At 64.8% G+C, this 15,732-nt stretch carries 15 protein-coding genes and 1 tRNA gene; 10 read left to right on the top strand and 6 right to left on the bottom strand.

The window, feature by feature from the left end:
- Nucleotide 1 precedes the first annotated feature (1 nt).
- Nucleotides 2-74 (bottom strand) — tRNA-Glu (locus tag RBB39_RS06600).
- Nucleotides 75-379: 305 nt separating this feature from the next.
- On the opposite strand from RBB39_RS06600, the gene msrB reads away from it, so the two are divergent.
- The 5 genes from msrB to ggt all read left to right on the top strand — a co-directional run bounded on the left by msrB (nt 380) and on the right by ggt (nt 6,466).
- Complete coding sequence (gene msrB, locus RBB39_RS06595; RefSeq protein ID WP_045994885.1) at nt 380-778, top strand: peptide-methionine (R)-S-oxide reductase MsrB; 399 nt, start codon at nt 380-382, stop codon at nt 776-778.
- 271 nt (nt 779-1,049) lie between these two features.
- Nucleotides 1,050-2,084, top strand: coding sequence for a ribosome biogenesis GTPase YlqF (gene ylqF, locus RBB39_RS06590; RefSeq protein WP_306168934.1), 1,035 nt, complete (start codon nt 1,050-1,052; stop codon nt 2,082-2,084).
- A gap of 108 nt (nt 2,085-2,192) precedes the next feature.
- Nucleotides 2,193-3,422, top strand: coding sequence for a pyridoxal phosphate-dependent aminotransferase (locus RBB39_RS06585; protein ID WP_045994887.1), 1,230 nt, complete (start codon nt 2,193-2,195; stop codon nt 3,420-3,422).
- 185 nt (nt 3,423-3,607) lie between these two features.
- Nucleotides 3,608-4,507, top strand: a complete 900-nt coding sequence (htpX, locus tag RBB39_RS06580; protein ID WP_045994888.1) for a protease HtpX — start codon at nt 3,608-3,610, stop codon at nt 4,505-4,507.
- Nucleotides 4,508-4,726: 219 nt separating this feature from the next.
- The gene (gene ggt / locus RBB39_RS06575) at nt 4,727-6,466 is read left to right on the top strand and encodes a gamma-glutamyltransferase (protein ID WP_306168933.1); all 1,740 of its coding nucleotides are present in this window, start codon (nt 4,727-4,729) and stop codon (nt 6,464-6,466) included.
- Nucleotides 6,467-6,649: 183 nt separating this feature from the next.
- On the opposite strand, the gene pdxB is transcribed toward ggt, so the two are convergent.
- Complete coding sequence (gene pdxB, locus RBB39_RS06570; RefSeq protein WP_306168932.1) at nt 6,650-7,834, bottom strand: 4-phosphoerythronate dehydrogenase PdxB; 1,185 nt, start codon at nt 7,832-7,834, stop codon at nt 6,650-6,652.
- A 186-nt stretch (nt 7,835-8,020) separates the two neighbouring features.
- Between pdxB and RBB39_RS06565 the strand changes: the two genes are divergently transcribed.
- Together RBB39_RS06565 and RBB39_RS06560 are read left to right on the top strand one after the other, a co-directional pair.
- Nucleotides 8,021-8,302, top strand: a complete 282-nt coding sequence (locus RBB39_RS06565) for a hypothetical protein (RefSeq protein WP_045994908.1) — start codon at nt 8,021-8,023, stop codon at nt 8,300-8,302.
- Nucleotides 8,303-8,304: 2 nt separating this feature from the next.
- Nucleotides 8,305-8,655 (top strand): hypothetical protein, encoded by a 351-nt coding sequence (locus RBB39_RS06560; protein ID WP_306168931.1) that lies wholly within the window; start codon nt 8,305-8,307, stop codon nt 8,653-8,655.
- Nucleotides 8,656-8,746: 91 nt separating this feature from the next.
- On the opposite strand, the gene RBB39_RS06555 is transcribed toward RBB39_RS06560, so the two are convergent.
- Both RBB39_RS06555 and rlmKL read right to left on the bottom strand, forming a co-directional pair.
- The gene (locus RBB39_RS06555; RefSeq protein ID WP_052704538.1) at nt 8,747-9,106 is read right to left on the bottom strand and encodes a glutaredoxin family protein; all 360 of its coding nucleotides are present in this window, start codon (nt 9,104-9,106) and stop codon (nt 8,747-8,749) included.
- On the bottom strand, nt 9,106-11,406 hold the full coding sequence (gene rlmKL / locus RBB39_RS06550) for a bifunctional 23S rRNA (guanine(2069)-N(7))-methyltransferase RlmK/23S rRNA (guanine(2445)-N(2))-methyltransferase RlmL (RefSeq protein ID WP_108449655.1): 2,301 nt from the start codon (nt 11,404-11,406) through the stop codon (nt 9,106-9,108). Before rlmKL ends, RBB39_RS06555 begins: the two co-directional genes overlap by 1 nt.
- 296 nt (nt 11,407-11,702) lie before the next feature.
- Between rlmKL and rmf the strand changes: the two genes are divergently transcribed.
- A complete protein-coding gene (gene rmf / locus RBB39_RS06545) occupies nt 11,703-11,909 on the top strand; it encodes a ribosome modulation factor (protein WP_045994893.1) in 207 nt (68 codons plus the stop codon).
- Between the two features lie 81 nt (nt 11,910-11,990).
- Here rmf and RBB39_RS06540 read toward each other — a convergent pair whose 3' ends face one another.
- Together RBB39_RS06540 and RBB39_RS06535 are read right to left on the bottom strand one after the other, a co-directional pair.
- The gene (locus tag RBB39_RS06540) at nt 11,991-13,007 is read right to left on the bottom strand and encodes a quinone-dependent dihydroorotate dehydrogenase (RefSeq protein WP_045994909.1); all 1,017 of its coding nucleotides are present in this window, start codon (nt 13,005-13,007) and stop codon (nt 11,991-11,993) included.
- A gap of 128 nt (nt 13,008-13,135) precedes the next feature.
- Nucleotides 13,136-13,426, bottom strand: a complete 291-nt coding sequence (locus tag RBB39_RS06535) for an encapsulin-associated ferritin-like protein (protein WP_045994894.1) — start codon at nt 13,424-13,426, stop codon at nt 13,136-13,138.
- A 101-nt stretch (nt 13,427-13,527) separates the two neighbouring features.
- On the opposite strand from RBB39_RS06535, the gene mgtE reads away from it, so the two are divergent.
- Nucleotides 13,528-14,880: a magnesium transporter gene (gene mgtE, locus RBB39_RS06530; RefSeq protein WP_045994895.1), complete on the top strand. Its 1,353-nt coding sequence runs from the start codon at nt 13,528-13,530 to the stop codon at nt 14,878-14,880.
- A gap of 462 nt (nt 14,881-15,342) precedes the next feature.
- Nucleotides 15,343-15,714 carry a hypothetical protein gene (locus RBB39_RS06525; RefSeq protein WP_045994896.1) on the top strand — a complete coding sequence of 124 codons (372 nt, stop codon included), beginning with the start codon at nt 15,343-15,345 and terminating at the stop codon, nt 15,712-15,714.
- The last annotated feature ends 18 nt before the right edge of the window (nt 15,715-15,732 follow it).

Here is a 15,732-nt window from a genome sequence, read left to right as displayed (position 1 = left end):
GCGTCCCATAGGGGGTTCGAACCCCTGTTCCCGCCGTGAAAGGGCGGTGTCCTGGACCACTAGACGAATGGGACGCATCCGCCTCGTCTCATCTCGAGGTGGCGCGTATGTTACTGAGCACCCTCAAAAGTGTCAACCCCGGCTGAAGGATTTCCTGCTCGATTCAGCGCCCTTCTCTATATAGGCTCTTTCTATACGCATTCGCTCTCCATCGACGCTTCAGCCACCCTCCCCTGCATCGTGGAACGCAGGAGTTGGTCAAACTGCAGCAAACGTCTTAGCTTGAATACCGAGGCTGCGACTTTGATGCTGTCGTGGGTGCCGCATCGACGCGAACCACGATGCGCAAGCCTCGACCGAACGTCACGGGAGACCGTCCATGCGCAAGAAGATCGAGAAGTCCGACGCCGAATGGCGAGAGCAGCTTACCCCGGAGCAGTACCACGTCACCCGCGAAAAAGGCACGGAACGTCCCTTTACCGGTGACTACCAGATCACCGAGGTGCACGGCATCTATCACTGCGTGTGCTGCAACGCCCCCTTGTTTGAAAACGAGCACAAGTTCGACGCTGGCTGCGGCTGGCCCAGCTTCGACCGCCCGCTGTCCTGCGAAAGCGTGCAGCGCCACGAGGACACCAGCCACGGCATGCACCGCATCGAGGTCACCTGCCATCGCTGCGATGCCCACCTGGGCCATGTGTTCCCCGACGGGCCGACCAGCACCGGAGAGCGCTTCTGCATCAACTCGCTGGCCATCGACTTTCATGAGGGGGAGTAGGCGTTGCGCCATCCCCTGGCCTACGCCCCAGACGTCTCTCTCCCCTTGCCCCTTCCCTTCTCGCTGCAAGCCCCTGTGCCCGCCGCCAGGTGTTTCTCGGCGGGCCTGGCGCTTTTATCGCCCGGCCCTTGCGACCTCGCCTCCCACCGTGTGCGACCCTGCCCTCCATCATCTGCGACCTTGTCATCCACCGCTCGCGACATTTGCCTCGCATTTCCATAAGATGGGGAGCCATTTGCGCAACACCCTTTAGAGAAGGCAGGAGAACGAGATGCTGGGCTGGTTTCCGGGACATATGAACAAGGCGCGACGCCAGATTCTCGAGGCGCTGCCGGAAATCGACGTGGTCATCGAGGTGCTGGACGCGCGACTGCCCTATTCCAGTGCCAATCCGATGCTGGCGAGCCTGACCCGTCACAAGCCGGTACTCAAGATCCTGTCCCGGGCCGACCTGGCCGATCCTGAGGGTACCCGCGCCTGGACCGCCCACTTCGACGCCCAGCCAGACACCCGCGCCCTGGCGGTGACCACCACCAATACCCGCGAGCTCAAGCGCATTCCCAAGCTGTGCCATGAACTGGCTGGCCAGGTGCGTGCCGACCGCGACGTGCGGGTGATGGTGATGGGCATCCCCAACGTCGGCAAATCGACGCTGATCAATGGTCTGGCGGGACGCACCATCGCCAAGACCGGTAACGAACCGGCGGTGACAAAGCGCCAGCAGAAGGTACGCATCCAGGGTCGCGTGGCGCTGACCGACACCCCGGGCGTGCTGTGGCCAAAGATCGAGGATCAGGCCAGTGCCTATCGTCTGGCGGCCAGCGGCGCCATCCGCGATACCGCCATCGACTATGTCGATGTGGCCCTGATCACCGCCGCCGAGCTGGCCAAACGCTATCCAGAGGCGCTCAAGGCACGCTATAAACTCAAGGCGCTGCCGGCCTACGAGGCCAATCCCGACGCCGACAAGGTCGAGGCCGACGGAGACGCTCGCCCGGACCTGATGGCGCTGGCCGGCTTCGACGGCCACGCCATCCTCGCCGAGATCGCCGCCAAGCGCGGAGGCCTGCGCGCCGGTGGCGAGATCGACCTGCATCGCGGCAGCGAGGTGCTGTTGCACGAACTGCGTGACGGCAAGCTCGGGCGCCTGACCCTGGAGACCCCGGAGGACATCCCGGCGCCTGAGGAAGCCGCTGTCGAGGCCGCAGAAGATGCCCCGGAAGACGGCTCGCAGGATGTCGCAGAAGGCGCCTCGAAGGCAGCACCTCACCAGGGTGCCCAGGGCGAAGCGGCGAGCGACGACTAGGCCGCACGCCCGGACACCGCCGCCCCGGCATCGCATCGACAGGACTCATCAACCACGACACTCCCGCCCCGGCGGGCACGGACACACGGACCCAGCGAGACCCGCGCCATGGACACGCCCACCCTTTCCAAGTCTCACAAGCTCGATAACGTCTGCTACGACATCCGCGGGCCCGTGCTCGAGCACGCCAAGCGGCTGGAGGACGAAGGACAGCGCATCCTCAAGCTCAATATCGGCAACCCGGCGCCGTTCGGCTTCGAGGCGCCGGAAGAGATCCTGCAGGACGTGATGCGCAATCTGCCCACCGCCCAGGGCTACTGCGACTCCAAGGGGCTCTACTCGGCGCGCAAGGCGATCATGCAGGAGTGCCAGCGCAAGGAGATCCCTGGCGTAGGTATCGAGGACATCTACATCGGCAACGGCGTCTCCGAGCTGATCGTGATGGCCATGCAGGCGCTGCTCAACGACGGTGACGAGGTGCTGATCCCGGCCCCCGACTACCCGCTATGGACCGCTGCGGTAAACCTGTCCGGCGGGCGTGGCGTACACTATCTGTGCGACGAACAGGCCGACTGGGCGCCGGCGATGGACGATATCCGCGCCAAGGTGACCAGCCACACCCGCGCCATCGTCATCATCAACCCCAACAACCCCACCGGTGCGGTCTATCCCCCCGAGGTGCTGCGCGAACTGCTCGACATCGCCCGTGAGCACAACCTGGTGGTGTTCTCCGACGAGATCTACGACAAGATCCTCTACGACGACACCGTGCACGTGGCCACCGGGGCACTGGCCAGCGAAGACCAGCTGGTGGTGACCATGAACGGTCTGTCCAAGAGCTACCGCTGCGCCGGCTTTCGCAGCGGCTGGATGACCCTGTCCGGGGCGGTGGCACGCCAGCGCGCCAACGACTTTATCCAGGGCCTGACCATGCTGGCCTCGATGCGCCTGTGCGCCAATGTGCCCGCCCAGCACGCCATCCAGACCGCACTGGGGGGCTACCAGTCGATCAACGACCTGATCCTGCCCGGCGGGCGCCTGCTGGCCCAGCGCGACATCACGGTGGAAAAGCTCAACGCCATCCCAGGGGTCAGCTGCACCACGCCCAAGGGCGCGCTCTACGCCTTTCCGCGCCTGGACCCCAAGGTCTTCAATATCCAGGACGACCAGCAACTGGTGCTGGACCTGCTGCTGCAGGAGAAGATCCTGCTGGTCCAGGGTACCGCCTTCAACTGGCCCGACCCGGACCACGTGCGCATCGTCACGTTGCCCTGGGCCGATCAGCTCGGCGACGCCCTGGATCGCTTCGCCCGCTTCCTCTCGCGCTATCGCCAGTAGGCGGTCACGCCGACGTCATCGCCGGGTGCCAGCATCGAATCCGCTATCTCGACGCTGGCACGGCGATAGCGTCATCCGCGCCCGGGCGCTTGAAACTTGTCGCTCCAGGGCTTATCTAAGCATCTGATTCCTCCCGTCGAGCCGATTGGCTCGGCAGGTTTCCTTCCTTACGGAGAATGTCGGCAATGATGAGAATCCTGCTCTTCCTGGGCACCAACCTGGCGGTGATCCTGGTGGCGAGTATCACCCTGCGCCTGCTCGGCGTGGAGCCCTACCTCAACGCCCAGGGCATCAACTTCAACAGCCTGCTGATCTTCTGCTTCGTTTTCGGCATGGCGGGTTCCATGGTGTCGCTGTTCATCTCCAAGTGGATGGCCAAGCGCTCCACCGGCACGGTGATCATCGAAAATCCCTCCAACGCCACCGAGCAGTGGCTGGTCGACACCGTCGCCGAGCTGGCCCGCGAAGCCAACATCAAGACCCCGGAGGTCGGCATCTTCCCGGCCCAGCAGTCCAATGCCTTTGCCACCGGCTGGAACAAGAACGATGCGCTGGTCGCGGTGTCCGCCGGCCTGCTCAATCGCATGCAGCCCGAAGAGATCAAGGCGGTGCTGGCCCACGAGATCGGCCACGTCGCCAACGGCGACATGGTCACGCTTGCGCTGATTCAGGGCGTGCTCAACACCTTCGTGATGTTCTTCGCCCGGGTGGTCGCGCAGGTGGTCGACAGCTTCCTGCGGCGTGACGACAACGAGGGCCTCGGCTTCTTTGGCTACATTGCCGTGGTCATGGTCGCCGAGATCGTGTTCGGCATCCTGGCCTCGATGATCGCCGCCTGGTTCTCGCGCTTCCGCGAGTACCGCGCCGACGCCGCCGGGGCCAAGCTCGCCGGTTCCGGCGCCATGATCAATGCCCTGGCTCGACTCAAGGCCGAGACCCAGATGCCCGACCAGATGCCGGACACCCTGACCGCCTTCGCCATCACCACCGGCCAGACCCGCAAGCTGATGGAAAAGCTGTTTGCGAGTCACCCGCCGCTGGATGATCGCATCCGCGCGCTCAAGGAAGCCGCCTACCGCCAGTAAGCGCACACTTGATGCGCTCGCAACGCCCCCGCCCGGCCCTGCCTGGCGGGGGCGTTGTCGTTGGAGCCGGCTTCCACTTACTCCTCTCGGCACACCCAGGGTCGCTTCGCCATTTGCGCGTACGCCTCGTCACGACAATAGTTAAGCAGCGTACAACGAGGCGTTCTGGCCGCACGGCCAGCGGCCTGCAACGATCTACCGAAAACACGAGGGTATGCCATGTCAGTCTCCTACTCCCTGCGCGGGGCAATCGCAGGCTCGGCGCTAGGGCTCGCTCTGGGTCTCGTCTCGACCTCGGCGCTGGCCGACAGTCAGGCGATCCTGGAAGGCGAACGCTTCCATCCTGAGGTCAGCACCCGCGGCATGGTCGCCACCAGCCACTTCCTGGCCTCCGAGGTGGCCCGAGAGGTGCTGGCCAACGGCGGCAATGCCGTGGACGCCGCCGTCACCGCAGGCTTTGCGCTGGCGGTCACCCAGCCGCGTTCAGGCAATATCGGCGGCGGCGGCTTCATGCTGATCTCCGACGAGAACAGCGATGAAGTCATCGCCATCGACTACCGCGAAAAGGCGCCCAAGGCAGCCTACGAGACCATGTTCCAGGACGACAACGGCGACGCTGTGGCCGAGCTGTCCCGCTACACCCACAACGCCGCCGGCGTGCCCGGCACCGTGGCAGGGCTGGCACTGGCACTGGAGCGCTACGGCACCATGAGCCTGGCCGAGACCCTGGCCCCGGCCATCAAGCTTGCCGAAGAGGGCTTCGCCGTGCCCCAGCGCTTCGTCGACGGCATCGACAGCGCCAGCGAACGCTTCGAGCCCTGGGAGGCCAGCCGCGCCAAGTTCTTCAAGGAGGATGGCTCGCGCTACCAGGTCGGCGACATCTACCGCCAGCCGGACCTGGCCGCCACCTTGAAGCGCATCGCCGAAAAGGGCCCCCGTGAGTTCTACGAGGGCGAGACCGCCGAGCTGATCGCCGCCGAGATGGAGCGTCACGACGGCCTGATGACACTGGAGGATCTGGCCAGCTACGAGGCCACCGTGCGCGAACCGGTGCATGGCAGCTACCGTGGCCACGACGTCTACGCGATGAGCCCGCCGTCCTCCGGTGGCGCCCATATCGTGCAGATCCTCAACATCCTCGAGGACGACGATATCGGTGAGCTGGGCTTCAACTCGGCCCGCACCATCCACCTGATGGCAGAGGCAATGAAGCGGGCCTACGCCGATCGCTCCCAGTATCTGGGTGACACCGACTTCGTCGAGGTGCCCCTGGCCGGGCTGACCTCCGAGGAGTACGCCGCCGAGCTACGCAGCGATATCGCCGCCGACCAGGCCACCCCAAGCGCCGATATCGCGCCAGGCAACCCGCTGCCCTACGAGTCCAACGAAACCACCCACTTCTCGATCGCCGACGGCAACGGCCTGGCGGTGTCCAACACCTACACCATCAACTTCAGCTATGGTTCGGGCATCGTGGTCGACGGCGCCGGCTTCCTGCTCAACAACGAAATGGACGACTTCTCGGCGAAGCCCGGGGTACCCAACGCCTACGGCCTGATCGGCGGCGAATCCAACAAGATCGAGCCGGAGAAGCGCATGCTGTCGTCGATGACGCCGACCATCGTCAAGCGCGACGGCAAGAACTACCTGATCACCGGCAGCCCCGGTGGCTCGCGCATCATCACCACCACCCTGCAGGTGCTGATGAACGTGATCGACCACGACATGAACATCCAGGCGGCGGTCAGCATGCCGCGCATCCACCATCAGTGGCTGCCCGACGAGATCCGCATCGAACAGGGCGTCAGCCCCGACACCCTGGACCTGCTGGAGAGCATGGGCCACACCGTCAACCAGCAGGAGGCCATGGGTGCCGCCCAGTCGATCCTGATCGAGGACGGCGTCTTCTACGGCGGCGCCGATCCGCGCCGTTCCACCTCCTCGGCCATGGGGCTGTAACCTGCTGACACCCAGGCAACGCCAAGACTTGGCCGCAACACACGATGGAAGTCGCAGTAGAGGGTGTCCGCCCCAACAGACAAGGGCCCGGCGCATGGCGTCGGGCCCTTGGGGTGTCCATGCAGCTGGTCGGGCAAGATCACTTGGGCGGCGGTACCGTCTGCTTCAGCGGTGCCGTCTGAGTCAGCGGCAGTCCACTTGAAAGCCGGCCCCGGACAGCAGGGGCGCCAGCTCCTGCGCCTGGCCGACAAGCTCCAGCGTCAGGGTCGAAAACTCACGACGCAGCGGATAGCTCGCCCGACACTGATCAAAACCCTTGCCCGGGTTATCGACGGCCATGGCTCGCAGCAGTCGATCATGATCGCGCCGCGGGTCATACACCGCCCGCATGCACAGCACCAGCGCCTCCTCCGGCGACAGGCCGCCATCGAGCACCAGGCGCGACAGCGCGGGAGCGGGCAGCAGCTCCGCGAGGGAAACCCTTTCCCCCAGCCCCAGGTGGCCCACCAGCGCCTGATGGATCTGATAGGTACCGCGCAGCTTGCCATCCAGGCTATGCCCCGCGATATGGGGCGTGGCCAGGGCGACCTGGTGCGCCAGTACCTGGTCGATGGAGGGCTCTTCCTCCCACACGTCGAGCAGTGCGGTGAGGTCATCACCACGAGCCAGGCGTCGGTTCAGCGCCTGACCGTCGACGCAGTCGCCACGTCCAGCATTGAGCAGCAGCGTACCGGGCGCCAGCGCCTCGATGCGCCGGGCGTCGAGCAGGTGGCGAGTAGCGTGGCGTCCCTCGCGCACCAGCGGGGTATGCAGGCACAGCACGTCGCAGCTGTCGATCAGGGCGTCCAGCTCGACAAAGTCCTGGCCGTTCTCGCGACCGGCTCTGCTGCCGGTTTCTCTCTCTGCCCTTGGCGGGTCGCACAGCCGGTGCTCGATGCCCATGGCGGCCAGACGGGCCGCCAGCCGGCCGCCTACATTGCCGACGCCGACGATACCCACGCGACGCTCGAGCAGCGACTGACCACGACGCTCGCAGGCCAGCATCAACGCCGACAGCACGTAGTCCACCACCGGCTCGGCATTGCAGCCAGGGGCGCTGGCGAAGGTGATGGCATGGCGCGCCAGGGCGGCCTGGTCGACGTGGTCGGTGCCAATGGTGCAACTGCCGACAAAAGACAGCGGCGAGCCCTTGGCTTTGGTGGCCTCGATCAAATCGGCGTCGAGACGCGTGATCGAGCGAATCACCAAGGCATCCACATCGGCCAGGCTGTCGGCGTCGATCTCGCGCCCCGGCCGACGGCTGACCTGGCCAAGCGGCGCAAAGCAGGCATCGGCGGCGGGCACGTTGGCATCGACAAGAATCTTCATGGGGTTCCCCGGGTCGCAGGTATCGGGCTCCCGGTCATGCAACCGGGCTATTTGTGGATTAGCCTCAAGGGCTTACAATGCCCATGATAACCATAATGGAAACACTGCAAAGGCTTTATCAGCGTTTCCAGACACGGAGCCGGCGCCCGCCCTCCGTAGCCACCAAGTGATATGACGGGAGTCGCCGTGATCGTCCGCTGGGAAACCGACCATGACTATGTCCTCGTGCACGTGCACCAGGACATGTTCGGCGACTGGATCTTCAGCCGTGCCTGGGGCCAGATCGGTACCCAGTTCGGCGGGCTCAAGCATCAGCTGGCCGATGACTACGGTCAGGCAATGATGTGGTTGGAAGACGAGAAGACCATCCTCGGATCGCGAGGTTTCACCAAGGTCCTGGAAGCCGACGACCATAGCCCGGAAGGCCGTGAGGCCATGGGGCAACTGTCACTGCTGGACGAACACTGAGCATGGCGGACACCTCCCCTGTCAGCCTGCCCCCCCGACTGCGTGCCCTGCTGGAGAGCCTGCCCGACAGCGCCCTGCCGATCACCTACCAGCAGGCCGCCGAGGCTCTGGGGCTCACCCCGCCACGCACCATCCGCCGGGTGGCCGAAGCCCTGGAAATCACCATGCGCGAGGATGTCGCGGCCGAACGACCGCTGATCGCCGCCCTGGTGGTCAGCCGCCAGGCACCCCAACTGCCGGGCCCTGGATTCTTCGAACTGGCGGTGGCACTGGGGCGTCTTGACGAGGACCCGACCTCACATCTCGAGGCCTACCAGCGAGAGCTGGCGGCTGCCCTGGCGACCCGCCGCTAACGCGGTGGCCGCCATGGCGACGAGGCCACCACTACGGGCGCTCTCGCCATAGCCCTTGTTACAGTCATCCTACAGCCATCCCAGCACCCGCTCAGAGCTTGCCGAAGACGCGGCGTCCTTTCACCCGGGTCGCTGTTACTGCGGGAGCCTCCCTCCCCTGGCTCGCCGAGGCCGCTTCGGCTTGCACAGCGACCGCTTGCTCTTTCAACCACCCGCGTGTCGCCAGCCAGCGCACGACGGCATCCGGCTCCACCCGCCCCTCCAGTACGTCATCGGGACGTTCAGCGTCGATCAGCACCGGGATCCTCTCGCCGTAACGGCGAAGCAGGGTGTCGTCTTCGCTGATCTCGATACGCTCGATGGTGAACTCCACCCGGGCAAGGGCACGCACCAGGGCTTCCATCTGCTCGCACAGATGGCAGCCCAGGGTGGTGTAGAGCGTCAGCACCATCACGACGCCTGCCGATGGCGGATGAGGAAGCAGTGGTGCAGGTCCGGCCGGCGGCTGAAGTCAGGGTCGAAGGTCTGACGCGAGATGTCCTTGACCTCGAAGTCGACGGCAAGCTCGTCATCCATCTGAAAGCGCCGCTGGTTGTTGGAGAACACCAGGGTACCGCCCGGCGCCAGCCGAGCCATGGCCAGGCGCACCAGGCGCGGATGGTCCCGCTGGACATCCAGGGTGTCTTCCATCTTCTTGGAGTTGGAGAAGGTCGGCGGGTCCATGAAGATCAGGTCGAACTCGCCGCCTGCGGTCTCCAGCCAGCGCAGGCAGTCGTCGCGCACCACCCGGTGGCGCGACGGGTCGAGCCGGTTGAGCGCGAAATTGTCCCGCGCCCACTCCAGGTAGGTGTTGGACATGTCTACGCTGACACTGTCACTGGCGCCGCCCTCGGCCTCGCTGCCGAGCGCTGCCTGCACCGTGGCCGTGGCGGTGTAGCAGAACAGGTTGAGAAAGCGCTTGCCGGCAGCCATCTCGCCGAGCATACGGCGCACCGGGCGATGATCGAGAAACAGCCCTGTGTCCAGATAGTCACGCAGGTTGACCCATAGCGTCGCGCGACCTTCGGTGACCTGGAAGCGCTGGCCGCTTCGCCCCTGCTTCTCGTACTGGGACTTCCCCTGCTGACGCTTGCGCCGCTTGATCACCACCTTGCCGGGGTCCACTTCCAGCACCTCGGGAATCACCCCAAGGGCATCGAACAGACGCCGCTGGGCCTGGGACGGGTCGATGGACTTGGGCGCGGCGTACTCCTGGACGTGGACGTGATCGCCGTAGACATCGATGGCCAGGGCATACTCGGGCATGTCGGCGTCGTACAGCCGATAGCAGCTCTCGCCGCTGCGCTTGAGCCACTTGCGCAGCTTCTTCTGGTTCTTTTCCAGACGGTTGGCAAACATCTGGGCGCCCTCGCTACGAGGTGCCGTGGATGTTGCCTGGGTATCGGAGGATGCCGCCCCTTCACCTGCCCCGGTGGCCGGGCTAGCCTGGCCGTCGACCGCCGACGTTGCCTCAGCGTCATGGCGGCGACCCTGGCTCCGATCCTGGTTCTGATCCTGGTTCTGGCTCTGGCCATCGCGGCGTGCGATATCGATCAGCAACAGCTTGGCCTCGAGCGGGCCGTTTCTCAGCGCGTACTGCTTGTGGGCGCGCATGCCGAGACGGTGGCCAAGGTCCGGATTGCCGGTGAACAGCGCCAGGCGCCAGCCACCGAAGTCGGCCTTGAGCCGCTCGCCCAGGTCCGAATAGAGCCGCACCAGCTCCGGCAGCTCGCCGATACGCTCGCCGTAAGGCGGGTTGCTGATCACCAGCCCCGCAAGCTCGGGGTCGAGCACCCGCGGCCGCGCCAGGCGATGCACGCTGGCGCCATCGAGGTGGATCAGCGCCGGGATGCCGGCGCGCATGGCGTTGGTCTTGGCCGCCGACAGCGCCGGCGGGCTCTGGTCGAAGCCAAAGATCACCGAGCGCGCGCGTTTTCGTCCGATGCTCGCCCGGGCCTCGGCCTCGCGCAGGACCTCGCGCCACAGCGCCGGGTCGTGGCCGGCCCAGCGGGCAAAGCCGAAGCGCTCCCGGTTCAGGTTGGGCGCCATGTCGGCGGCCATCAGCGCGGCCTCGATCAACAGCGTGCCCGAGCCACACATGGGGTCAACCAGCGGCGCGCCCTGCTTGGCCAACTCCGGCCAGCCGGCGCGCACCAGCAGCGCCGCCGCCAGGTTTTCCTTGAGCGGGGCGTGGCCGGTATCGCGACGATAGCCGCGCCGGTGCAGGCTGTCGCCGGACAGGTCGATGCCCAGCGTCAAGCGGCCACGGTGCAGGTGGGCATAGAGGCGCACGTCGGGATTACGGACGTCGACATCGGGACGCGCCTGGCCGGCCGCACCAAGACGGTCGACCACGCCATCCTTGACCGTCTGGGCGCCGAAGCGGGTATGTCGAATCTCGTCACTACGACCATGAAAGTCCACCGCGATGGTGGCACCGGCAGGCAGATGGCGCTGCCAGTCGACGGCGGCGGCGGCATCGTGCAGGGCATCCGGCGTTTCGACGCCTTCCGTCCGCGACAGACACAGGATGACCCTGTTGGCCAGGCGCGACCACAGGCAGGCCCGGTAGGCACCCTCGAGATCGCCCTCGGCGTTCACGCCTGCCACGGTGGTCTTGCCCGGTGTCAAGCCGAATGTGACTAGCTCGTCGGCTAACAGTTGTTCGATGCCCCGCGGACAGGTTGCCAGAAGGTCAAGCTTCTCAGGCACTTGCTTCTCCTACATTAATGATGACTGCGAAAGCCATTATTCGGTTAACCATTTCATGACGACAAGGTGAACAGGTTGTTACAAAACAACAGTCGACAATGCCGAGCGGCTTACGCTATCAATGGAATGGTAGCTACGAGATACGACACATGTGTCCCTGTCAACAAGCCTTCATTTCGTGCGACTCGGGAGAGCCTGCACATCGCAGGGCTTGGGCATCACGGGCCTGCCGCTTGCATCCCCCGAATTTCCCGCAGGGGCAGGTCAGATTGGTACCTTTGTCACGAGGTAGACCCATGAAACGACAGAAACGTGATCGCTTCCAGCGTGCCTATGTACATGGCTACAAGGCCGGTCTCTCGGGTAGATCCCGCGATGACTGCCCCAGCCAGGACATCAATCTACGGGAATACTGGATGAGCGGTTGGCGTGAAGGTCGTGGGGACCAGTGGTCGGGCATGACGGGAGTGTCCGGCATTCACAAGAACCCCATGGTGCTCTGATAACGCAGTACTGTCGAGGTAAAGGAAAGACCCGCCAAGCCCATGGCACAAGACGCCATGGGCTTTTTGCTGCCCGCCCTTTCAGCGCGCCGACGCCAGCGCCCTGGCGCACTCCCGGACCAGCCCCGGTCCGCGGTAGATAAAGCCCGAATACACCTGCACCAGATCCGCCCCTGCCTGACGCTTGGCCACCGCCGCCTGGCCACTGTCGACGCCGCCGACGCCGATGATCGGCATGTCGGGCAACGCCTGGCGCAGCCGCTCGATCACAAGGTTGGAGGCATCGAACACCGGGCAACCCGACAGTCCGCCCTGCTCATCGGCGTGCGCAAGCCCTTGCACCGCTTCACGGGATACCGTGGTGTTGGTAGCGATCACCGCGTCGATGCCATTGTCCGCCAGCGCCCGCGCCACCAGAACGACCTCTTCCTCGTCCATGTCCGGGGCGATCTTTACCGCCAGCGGCACACGACGCCCACTCTGTTCATCGAGGCGAGTGCCTGTCGAGCGCAGGCGTCCGAGCAACTCATCGAGGTGGTCGCCGAACTGCAGGTTGCGTAGCCCCGGAGTATTCGGTGACGAGATATTGACCGCCACGTAGTCGGCGTGAGCGTGAACCCGCTCCAGGCAGTAAAGGTAGTCGTCACCGGCGTCCTCCACCGAGGTGGTCAGGTTCTTGCCGATATTGATGCCGATCACCCCGCGGTAGCGGCTGGCCTTTACCTGCTCCACCAGGTGATCCACGCCGAGGTTGTTGAACCCCATGCGATTGATGATGGCGCCACGCTCGGGCAGGCGGAACAGCCGGGGCTTGGGGTTGCCGGACTGGGCCCTGGGGGTCACGGTGCCGACCTCGACGAAGCCGAAGCCCAGCGCCCCCAGGGCGTCGAGGTGATCGGCGTTCTTGTCGAGCCCCGCCGCCAGGCCGATACGGTTGGGGAAGCTCAAGCCCATCACGTTGACCGGATCGTCCACGCGGGCACCTGCCAGCAACCGCGTCGCCTTCACGCGCGCCGCCCAGTCCAGCGACGTCAAGGACAGGCCGTGGGCCCGTTCGGGATCCAGGCGAAACAACAGGGAGCGGGCGAGATCGTACATGGCGTCTCCGAGGCGAAAAAGGACGAGGGCGCGCGGCCGGGCGCGAGTATAGCGCAGCCGCGACGCCACGACGACTTCCTGAATCAGACCTCAGCCGTTTTGCCCAAACGGGCTTTCATCCCAGGTCGTCAGTGTCCAATGTCCCCTTCGGTAAACAGAAACTCGCGTAGATACTTGTCCATGGCGGGATCCTTGCGGCGCAGCCACTCCAGGGTCATGGCCGCGTGCTCCTTTTCCTCATCACGGTTATGTTCGAGGATCTTGCGTAGATCTTCGTCCTGACAGGCGTCAACTCGCTGGTTGTACCAGTCGACTGCCTCCAGTTCCTCCATCAACGACACGATGGCGCGATGGTAATCCCGGGTCTGCGCCGTCAACTCTTCCACCGGTTCGTGGTAGCCCTCGCTCGATCCAGCCATTCGCCACTCCTTTTCTTTGTAAATAGTTGTGTTCTACTAACTCCATCAACGTAGGACACGATCGTTGTCTTGTCAGTCAGCGACATATGCCGGGAGGGCCCATGACAGAAGTGACCGAGACGTTTGAAAGCCAGCTGTCGCGCATCCACCTGGCCCTGGAAGACGAGAACCCCCAGGAGGTCTCCGAGGCCCTGGAGGATCTCGAACCCGCCGAGGTCGCCCTGCTGCTCGAATCGCTGCCGCTGAGCGAGCGCATCAGGCTATGGGAACAGGTACCGGCGGAGGACGACGGCGAGGTCCTGCTGCACGTCCATGACGAGGTGCGCAGCACCCTGCTCGAGGACATGGACCCCGAGGAGATCGTCGCCGCCACGGCAAGCCTGGACACCGCCGACCTGGCAGAGCTGTTCGAGGACCTGCCCAAGCAGGTGGCCGAGGACATGCTGCGCACCATGGACGAGATGCAGCGCACTCGTCTGCAGGAGACCCTGTCGTTCGAGGAAGACAGCGCCGGGCGCCTGATGCGCACCGACGCCATCGGGGTGCGCTCCGACGTCACCCTCGAGACAGTGCAACGCTTCCTGCGCTGGAAGGAGTCGATCCCGGACAACACCGACAACCTGATGGTGGTGGACCGCATCGGCCACTTCGTCGGCGTGCTGCCGCTGGCCCGGCTGGTTTCCCATGATCAGGAGACCTCGGTGGCGGAGCTGATGGACGCCGACGTCGACGTCATCCAGGGCGACATGAAGTCCCGCGACGTGGCCACCCTGTTCCAGACCCACGACCTGACGTCGGCCCCGGTGGTGGACAACGACGGCATGTTGATCGGCCGTATCGTCATCGACGATATCGTCGACGTCATCCAGGAGAACTCCGAACAGGCGCTGATGAACATGGCCGGCCTCGACGAGGAGGAAGACCTGTTCGCGCCGGTTTTGCCCAGCGCCAAGCGTCGTGCGGTATGGCTCGGCATCAACCTGCTGACCGCCTTTCTCGCCGCCTGGGTCATCGGTCAGTTCGAGGATGCCCTGGAGAAGGTGGTGGCGCTGGCGGTACTGATGCCGATCGTCGCCAGCATGGGCGGCATCGCCGGCAGCCAGACCCTGACCCTGGCCATTCGCGGCCTCGCCCTTGGCCAGATCAGCAAGACCAACAGCAACTGGCTGCTGCGCAAGGAGGTCGGCATTGCCCTGCTCAACGGTATCGTCTGGGCACTGGTGGTGGCGGTGCTGGCGGTGCTCTGGTTCAAGAGCGTGGCGATCGGCGTGATCATCGCCGCCGCCCTGGTCATCAACATGCTGGCCGCCGGGGTCTGCGGCATCGTGATTCCCCTCGTGCTCAAGCGCATGAACATCGATCCAGCGCTGTCCGGCTCGGTCATTCTGACCACCGTCACCGACGTGATCGGCTTCATGTCCTTCCTCGGCCTGGCGACGATCTTCCTGCTGTAGCGCTTCGCTGAGCGGATTCATCGACCGGCCATCACTGCCCCACGGGCACTGATGGCCGATCGGTGGTCCCGCCACCTCGTCGCCTATCTACCGATTCCTGCCTCCCGCTTGGTACGCCCCTCGTCTGCTGTCGCTTATCTACCGGCTCTTGTCTACCGACTCTTGCCTCCCGCTTCGTGCGCCCCCTCATCTGCTGTCACTTATCTACCGGCTCTTGTCTACCGACTCTTGCCTCCCGCTTCGTGCGCCCCCTCGTCTGCTGTCACTTATCTACCGGCTCTTGGTTGCCGACTCTTGTTTGCCGTCCCTTGCCTGCCGTCTCCCGTCTGCGACACCCCCCGTCGCCGGTACGCTACTCTTGTGCTGCTGTGCTGATTCGTTAGCATGGTCAGCAAGGCGCGGGTGACAAGCGCCCATCCCTGCTGGAAATAGGGATCCCCGAGACGGAAAAGGAGAGACCGCATGATGATCAAGACTCGCCCCATGATGCTTGCCCTCGGCGCCGTTGCCGCCCTCGGCCTTGCCGGCTGCGCCAGCGACAGCGCCTCGATGGAGAAAGAGAGCACCGACTACATCGTCACCGGGCTCGGCGATGATCGCCAGGAAGCCCTGGAAGAGGCAAAGGAACGCGCACTGGAGCAGTGCGAGGCCCAGGATCGCGACGAATTCATCATCGAGGAGCAACAGGTGCTTGGCCCCAACACCAGCCCGGAAAAGCGTGAGCGCGCCGAGGCCATGGTCGAAGGCGGCACCGTCAACGAAGACACCAACCTGGCGGCGCTGAACGACGATAGCGAAGGCTTCAAGGCGATCTGGAGCATCAGCTGCCGCTAAGCCTCGGTCCGTTGGTTG

This window comes from Halomonas sp. MMSF_3323, assembly GCF_030733595.1.
GTDB classification, from domain to species: Bacteria; Pseudomonadota; Gammaproteobacteria; order Pseudomonadales; family Halomonadaceae; genus Halomonas; species Halomonas litopenaei.
This window is presented reverse-complemented; position numbering and strand designations above follow the sequence as displayed.

What these genes read in the sequence shown, in the direction of transcription:
- msrB (WP_045994885.1), top strand. Translation starts at nt 380, where the DNA reads ATGCGCAAGAAGATCGAGAAGTCCGACGCCGAATGGCGAGAGCAGCTT.
- ylqF (WP_306168934.1), top strand. Translation starts at nt 1,050, where the DNA reads ATGCTGGGCTGGTTTCCGGGACATATGAACAAGGCGCGACGCCAGATT.
- RBB39_RS06585 (WP_045994887.1), top strand. Translation starts at nt 2,193, where the DNA reads ATGGACACGCCCACCCTTTCCAAGTCTCACAAGCTCGATAACGTCTGC.
- htpX (WP_045994888.1), top strand. Translation starts at nt 3,608, where the DNA reads ATGATGAGAATCCTGCTCTTCCTGGGCACCAACCTGGCGGTGATCCTG.
- ggt (WP_306168933.1), top strand. Translation starts at nt 4,727, where the DNA reads ATGTCAGTCTCCTACTCCCTGCGCGGGGCAATCGCAGGCTCGGCGCTA.
- pdxB (WP_306168932.1), bottom strand. Translation starts at nt 7,834, where the DNA reads ATGAAGATTCTTGTCGATGCCAACGTGCCCGCCGCCGATGCCTGCTTT.
- RBB39_RS06560 (WP_306168931.1), top strand. Translation starts at nt 8,305, where the DNA reads ATGGCGGACACCTCCCCTGTCAGCCTGCCCCCCCGACTGCGTGCCCTG.
- RBB39_RS06555 (WP_052704538.1), bottom strand. Translation starts at nt 9,106, where the DNA reads ATGGTGCTGACGCTCTACACCACCCTGGGCTGCCATCTGTGCGAGCAG.
- rmf (WP_045994893.1), top strand. Translation starts at nt 11,703, where the DNA reads ATGAAACGACAGAAACGTGATCGCTTCCAGCGTGCCTATGTACATGGC.
- RBB39_RS06540 (WP_045994909.1), bottom strand. Translation starts at nt 13,007, where the DNA reads ATGTACGATCTCGCCCGCTCCCTGTTGTTTCGCCTGGATCCCGAACGG.
- RBB39_RS06535 (WP_045994894.1), bottom strand. Translation starts at nt 13,426, where the DNA reads ATGGCTGGATCGAGCGAGGGCTACCACGAACCGGTGGAAGAGTTGACG.
- mgtE (WP_045994895.1), top strand. Translation starts at nt 13,528, where the DNA reads ATGACAGAAGTGACCGAGACGTTTGAAAGCCAGCTGTCGCGCATCCAC.
- RBB39_RS06525 (WP_045994896.1), top strand. Translation starts at nt 15,343, where the DNA reads ATGATGATCAAGACTCGCCCCATGATGCTTGCCCTCGGCGCCGTTGCC.